At 72.8% G+C, this 6,289-nt stretch carries 5 protein-coding genes and 1 pseudogene; 4 read left to right on the top strand and 2 right to left on the bottom strand.

Translation table 11 applies throughout. The annotated features are described in order from the left end of the window. A pseudogene (locus tag ND748_RS22435) lies at window positions 1-484 on the top strand (DUF58 domain-containing protein); the annotation flags it as partial. Then, complete coding sequence (locus ND748_RS22430; protein ID WP_251747942.1) at window positions 481-1,440, top strand: VWA domain-containing protein; 960 nt, start codon at window positions 481-483, stop codon at window positions 1,438-1,440. The pseudogene ND748_RS22435 and the gene ND748_RS22430, both read left to right, overlap by 4 nt. 414 nt (window positions 1,441-1,854) lie before the next feature. Here the strand turns inward: ND748_RS22430 and ND748_RS22425 are convergent, their stop codons facing one another. Beyond that, entirely contained in the window at window positions 1,855-2,532 is a 678-nt protein-coding gene (locus tag ND748_RS22425) for a DUF222 domain-containing protein (protein WP_251747944.1), read from the bottom strand. Between the two features lie 316 nt (window positions 2,533-2,848). On the opposite strand from ND748_RS22425, the gene ND748_RS22420 reads away from it, so the two are divergent. Beyond that, complete coding sequence (locus ND748_RS22420) at window positions 2,849-3,856, top strand: phytoene/squalene synthase family protein (protein WP_251747943.1); 1,008 nt, start codon at window positions 2,849-2,851, stop codon at window positions 3,854-3,856. Here ND748_RS22420 and serS read toward each other — a convergent pair. Then, complete coding sequence (serS, locus tag ND748_RS22415; RefSeq protein WP_251747941.1) at window positions 3,829-5,091, bottom strand: serine--tRNA ligase; 1,263 nt, start codon at window positions 5,089-5,091, stop codon at window positions 3,829-3,831. The two genes, ND748_RS22420 and serS, sit on opposite strands and share 28 nt — an antisense overlap. A 288-nt stretch (window positions 5,092-5,379) precedes the next feature. Here serS and ND748_RS22410 point away from each other — a divergent pair, with 288 nt between their 5' ends. Continuing rightward, window positions 5,380-6,228: a peptidylprolyl isomerase gene (locus ND748_RS22410; protein ID WP_251747940.1), complete on the top strand. Its 849-nt coding sequence runs from the start codon at window positions 5,380-5,382 to the stop codon at window positions 6,226-6,228. The last annotated feature ends 61 nt before the right edge of the window (window positions 6,229-6,289 follow it).

Genomic DNA, 6,289 nt, shown 5'->3' with positions numbered 1-6,289 from the left:
GCGGAGGCCCGACCCGGCCGCTGCCACCGACCTCGCCGCGGCCGTGCAGGGCCTGCTGCGCCCGCCGCGCCGGCGCGGTCTTGCCGTCGTCATCTCCGACTTCCAGTCCACCGACCTCGGCTGGGAACGTCCGCTACGCGTGGTCGCCGCCCGCCACCAGGTGCTCGCGATCGAGATCGTCGACCCGCTGGAGCTGGCCCTGCCCGCCGTCGGCCTGCTGCCCGTCGTCGACGCCGAGACGGGGGCGATGCTGGAGGTGCCCACCTCGTCGCGGAAGTTCCGGGAACGGTACGCCGCGGCCGCCGCGGCGCACCGCCGGGAGGTGTCACTGGCCCTGCGGCGCGTCGGCGCCGACCATCTCGTGCTGCGCACCGACTCCGACTGGCTCGTCGACATCGTCCGCTTCGCCTCCGCGAACCGCCGCGGCCGCGGCGCCGGGCGCCGCGCGCCGATCGGCCGACCCGCCCGGGCTGGTACCCCGTGAGCTTCCTCGCCGGCCACTGGCTGTGGCTGTACCTGCTCGTCGCCGCGCTGCTCGTCGCCTACATCGTCGTCTCCGCGCGGCGGCGGGTGTACGCAGCCCGCCTGTCGTCCACCTCGGTGCTGGCGTCGGTGCTGCCGCGGCGCCCACAGTGGTGGCGCCGCCACGTCCCGGCCGCGCTGCTGCTGCTCACCCTCGCCGGCCTGGTGTTCTCGCTGGCCCGACCGGCCCGTGCCGAGCGGGTTCCGCGGGAACGCGCGACGATCATCCTGGCCATCGACGTGTCGAACTCGATGGCCGCCACCGACATCACCCCGAACCGGTTGGAGGCGGCCAAGCAGGGCGCCGAGGCGTTCGTCGACCAGCTCCCCCCGCGCATCAACCTGGGCCTGGTCTCCTTCGCCGGCAGCGCGACGGTGCTCGTGCCCGCCTCCACCGACCGGGAGTCGGTCCGCGCCGGCATCCGCGGCCTGCAGCTCGGCCCGGCGACGGCCGTCGGCGAGGGGATCTTCGCCTCGCTGCAGGCCATCAGCACCGCCGGCAAACGGTTCTCCGACGCCGGGCAGAGCCCGCCACCCGCCGCCATCGTCCTGCTCTCCGACGGCGAGACCACCCGCGGCCGGCCGAACACGCAGGCCACCGACGCCGCCCGGCAGGCGCACGTCCCCGTCGACACCATCGCCTACGGCACCAGCGACGGCACGCTCGACGTCGGCGGTCAGGAGGTGCCCGTCCCGGTCAACGAGCAGGCCCTCAACGAAATCGCCGACCAGACCGAGGGCTCCTACCACCGCGCCGCCACCGGCGACGAGCTGCGCTCGGTCTACAAGGGTCTGGGCAGCTCCATCGGCTACCGCACCGAGTACCGCGAGATCACCACCTGGTTCCTGGGCCTGTCCCTCGCGCTGGGCTTCCTTGCCGCGGCGAGCTCGCTCGCCTTCGCCTCCCGCCTGCCATAACCATCCACACGCGAGTACGGATCGCGGCGGCATCGACGTGGCGGGTCGCGCGGGCGAGGATTCCCGCCGGCTCCGGCCCGGGCAGGACCGGCGGTGCTCCGACGAGAACGCGGCCGTCGACGGTCCGTGCGGTGACGGTCCCGTCCGCGTCCCGGCCAAGGCTGATGTCGTCGTCGTGTACGGCCCGGTGATGGCTCGAACAGAGCAGCAGCAGCCGGTCGATGTCGGTGTCACCCCCGCGGCCCCTCCAGGTGAGGTGGTGCAGGTGCAACCAGCGGGTGTGACCGCACCCCGGGTACTGGCAGCACCCCTGGTCACGCAGGTAGACCGCGTCACGAAGCCGCTGCCCGGGCTGACGCCGCCGCCGACCGAGATGCAACGGATTGCCGTCCGGGTCGGTGAGCAACGCCCGGATCAGCCCGTCACAGCCCAGGCGCTCCAGCACCGCTGGCGATCCCGCGCCGCCACGACCCTCTCCCCGTCCACCGGCGCCCCACCCGCCCCCGCATCGCCCGGGCCTTCGCTGTTCGGTGTTTCGCCATCCGGCGAGGGGGTGTCGCCGGCCAGGGGGGTGGTGTCCTCGAGGCTGGCCCGGGCGGCGTCCAACGCGGTGATCAGCCGGGCGCCCTCATCCGGGGACAGGACCGCACGCAGGCACAGCATGCCGTCGCCGTCGAACGTCCAGGCCACTCGCCGTGCGGCTCGCCGGACCTTCGGATCACCGTTGGCCTGCCGGTAGGAACGGACAAGCCGCTCCACCTGACCGGCCGAGCAGCGTCGGGCACGGGCCAGCCACATCTCTTCGGTGGCGAGTTCGGCGACCCGGGTCACCGCCCGCACCTTCGCACACGACACCGTGCCCGCCGCGAACGCCGCCAGGATCACCGGAAGACTCTCCAACGCCCGCGCCGTCGCAACCTGCTCCCGCGCCGTCCGCAGGCCGATACCGCACCGCCAGGCCAGCCAGTGCGCGCACGAACCCATCCCGATCCCCGACCAGCCACCCCGACGGTCGAACGCCGCCACCGCCAGCAGCCAGCCACAGGTCGCCGCGGCGATCCGCCCCGCCCACCGGCAGATCACCTCCTCCACCTCCCCCAACGATGCGACCTCCGCATCCACCCCGATCAGCGCGCACGCATCAGACGACGCCGACAAGGCAGAGGGGACAGGGGGAGGGGATGCAGACGCTGTACTCATCAGGATCACCGGGCCAGAGGTGTCGTCGATCAACGGACGCGACGATCGTCCCACCCACCACCGACAAAAACCCAACACAAGATCAACCACGGCGAGGTGGGGGGTGATCAAGGTGTTCCGCGGAACAGTGCCACGCGCCACCGCGCGAGCCCAGGCCCGATCACTGGCAGGGCGTCGCCTACGAGGGCCCACCGTCAGTACCGTTAGGCTGAGCGCCGTGGGGGAGCTCGACGCGGCCGGGATCACCGATCCCCGGTTGCGCGCGTCCTACGCCCGGGCCCGCGCCCTCAACGCCGCCCATGGGCGCACGTACTACCTGGCGACCCTGCTGCTGCCGCCGTGGAAACGGGCGCACGTGCACGCTCTGTACGGCTTCGCCCGCCACGCCGACGACATCGTCGACGACCTCGACTCGGCGCTGACCGGCGACGAGCGGACCGTCCTGCTGCAGGCCTGGAGCGGCCGCTTCCTCGCCGCGCTGCGCGACGGCGTGCCCGCCCACGCCGTCGACGCCCAGGTCTCAGGCGAGGCCGGCGGTCGGAACGGGGCCGCGCGCGAGGTGTCGGTGCTGCCGGCGGTCGTCGACACGATCCGTCGCTTCGCGCTCGACCCCGACCACTTCGCCGCGTTCCTGTCCTCGATGGCGATGGACCTGACCGTCACCGGGTACGCGACGTGGGCGGACCTGCTGGTCTACATGCACGGCTCGGCCGCGGTCATCGGCCTGCAGATGGTGCCGCTGCTCGAATCGGTCGACGACAGCGCGCTGCCCTACGCACGCGACCTCGGCCTCGCCTTCCAGCACGCCAACTTCATCCGCGACGTCGGGGAGGACCTGCGCCGCGGGCGGGTGTACCTGCCGCAGGCGTCGCTGGCGCTGTTCGGCGTCACCCGGGAGCACCTGGCCGCCGGGGTCGTCGACGGGCCGGTCCGCCGGCTGCTGGCCTTCGAGATCAGCCGGGCCCGGGAGCTGTTCCGTGCGGCCCAGCCCGGCATCCGCCTGCTGCACCCGACCTCGCGGGACTGCATGCGCACCGCGTTCGTGCTTTATCGGGAGATCCTCGACGAGGTGGAGCGGGCCGACTACCGGGTGCTGGAACGCCGGGTGGCCGTCGGGCTGCCGCGACGCTTCGCGGTGGCCGGGCCGGCCCTGGTCCGGGCCGCGCGGGCGCGCCGGCGCGACGGCGCTCAGATCAGCTCGCGGCCGCCCAGGTAGGGCCGCAGCACCTCCGGGACGCGCACCGCGCCGTCCGCGGTCTGGAAGTTCTCCAGCAGCGCCGCCAGCAGCCGGGGGGTGGCGACCGCGGTGTTGTTCAGCGTGTGGGCGAAGTGAATCGTGCCGTCGGGGTCGCGGTAACGCAGGTTCGCCCGGCGGGCCTGCCAGTCGTGCAGCGTGGAGCAGCTGTGCGTTTCCCGGAAGCGGCCCAGCGACGGGAACCAGGTGTTGATGTCGTTCATCCGGAACTTGCCGACGCCCATGTCCCCGGTGGCGCACTCGACGACCTCGTAGCACAGCCCGAGGTCGGACAGAATGCGCTCGGCGGTGGCCAGCAACTCGGCGTGCCAGCGGGCCGACTCGGCCTCGTCGGCGGCGCAGAGCACGAACTGCTCGACCTTCTCGAACTGATGCACCCGCAGCAGGCCGCGGACGTCCCGGCTGGCGCTGCCGATCTCCCGGCGGAAGCACGGCGAGATCCCGGCGTAGCGGATCGGCAGCCGGGCGGCGTCGAGGATCTCCCCCGCGTGCAGGCCCACGAGCGCCACCTCGGCCGTTCCGGCCAGGTACAGGTCGTCCTCGGGGATCGCGTAGATCTCCTCCCGGGCCTTCGGCAGCATCCCCGTACCGATCAGCGGCTCCTCGCGGACGAGCGCGGGAACCGCCACCGGGGTGAACTCCCGGCCGCGCAGCAGGTCCAGCGCGTAGGAGTGCACCGCCCGTTCCAGCATCACCAGGTCGCCGACGAGGGCGTAGGCCCGCTCGCCGGCGACCTTGCGGGCGCGGGCGAACTCGGCCCAGCCGCGCTTCTCGGCGAGCTCGGTGTGGTCGAGCGGGGTGAAGTCGAACTCCGGGGGTGCACCGACGGTGCGCAACACCACGTTGGCCGCCTCGTCCGGCCCCACCGGCGCCCCCGACCAGGGAATGTTCGGCGTCAGCAGCATCAGCTCGGACAGCCGGGCGCCCGTGCGGGCGAGCTGCTCGCGCAGGTCTCTGAGCTGGGCGTCGAACGACTCGTGCTCGATCCGAAGCTCGGCCCGGCGGGCCTGGTCGGCCTTGGCGAACTGCTTGGCGAAGCTCTTGCGCCGGGCCTGCGCCTCGTCCACCTCGAACTGCAGTTTGCGATTGTCCTGGTCGAGCTGGAGCAGTTCGTCGACGTCCAGGTCAATGCCCTTGACCGCGACCGCGTCCTTCACGGCCTGCGGATTCTCCCGGATAAAACGCTTATCGAGCATGGATCGCGTCAGCCCCTGATCGGTACCGCACCTCACCTTGCGGTAACGCTACCAGCCACCACCGACGTCGCCGGCGCACAGCGGGCGCACAGGCGGCTTCGGCATGCTCGCCACAGGTGCCGGCGTGCTCGCCACAAGGTGCCCGGCGTGCTCGCCACAGGTGCGCTGCCCAGCCGGGCGCCGCCGAGCGGTTACGGTGCACAGACCACATGTGTCCGCCGCCGCGGGACGGACAGGACGCAGCAGCGAAGAACCTGCCAGGTTCGGGATGTGAGGAGGCCGGCGACGGTGGCCAGTTCCAAGGAGCGACGGCAGCGCGAGCTCGCCGAGGCCCGCGAGGCCCGGCAGACGCAGCGGCGACGGGTCGCCCAGCGCCGCCGCCAGCAGCGGCTGGCAATCGTGGCCGGTTTCGTGACGATCGTGGTCGCGGCGTCGGCGATCGCCGCGGTCCTGCTCACCGGCAAGGACGACAAGTCCGATGTCACCGCCGCGAACGCGGCCAGCACCGCGGCCCCCAGCGCCGCCGCGGCGGCCACCAGCAAGGTCGGCGCCTGCACCTACACCGCCAACGGGGAGACCCCGACTCGCGGCGCCACCCTGCCGAAGCCCGCCGCCAGCGTCGACGCCTCCCCGGCCACCATGACCATCACCACCGACGCCGGGACGATGACGGCGAGCCTGGACGCGCAGAAGGCGCCGTGCACCGTCCACGCCCTGCGCACCCTCGCCGACGCCAAGTACTACGACAACACGCTCTGCCACCGGCAGACCGGCGGCGCCGAGGCGGGCATCTCCGTGCTGCAGTGCGGCGACCCGACGGGCACCGGCAGCGGCAGCCCCGGCTACGGCTACGCCAACGAGAACACCGAGGGCGTCACCTACGACCGCGGCGTGCTCGCGATGGCGCACAGCTCCGCGCCGAACAGCAACGGCAGCCAGTTCTTCATCAACTACGCCAACCCGACGCAGGAGGGGGCGGCGGCGCTGGCCGGCGGCTACACCGTCTTCGGAAAGATCACCGCGGGACTGGACGTCCTCGACAAGCTCACCAAGCCCGGCGTGCAGGGCGGCGGCTCCGACGGCGCCCCGGCCAGCAAGGCGAAGATCCTGTCGATCGCCATCTCGCAGGGCGGGTGACGCCTGACGCCTGACGGCTACCCGGCCGGCCGGGTAGCCGTCAGGCGGCCCAGCGGCGGAC

It is taken from the genome of Frankia sp. AiPs1 (assembly GCF_023716945.1).
In the GTDB taxonomy this organism is placed as follows: domain Bacteria; phylum Actinomycetota; class Actinomycetes; order Frankiales; family Frankiaceae; genus Frankia.
This window is presented reverse-complemented; position numbering and strand designations above follow the sequence as displayed.

What these genes read in the sequence shown, in the direction of transcription:
- serS (WP_251747941.1), bottom strand. Translation starts at nt 5,091, where the DNA reads ATGCTCGATAAGCGTTTTATCCGGGAGAATCCGCAGGCCGTGAAGGAC.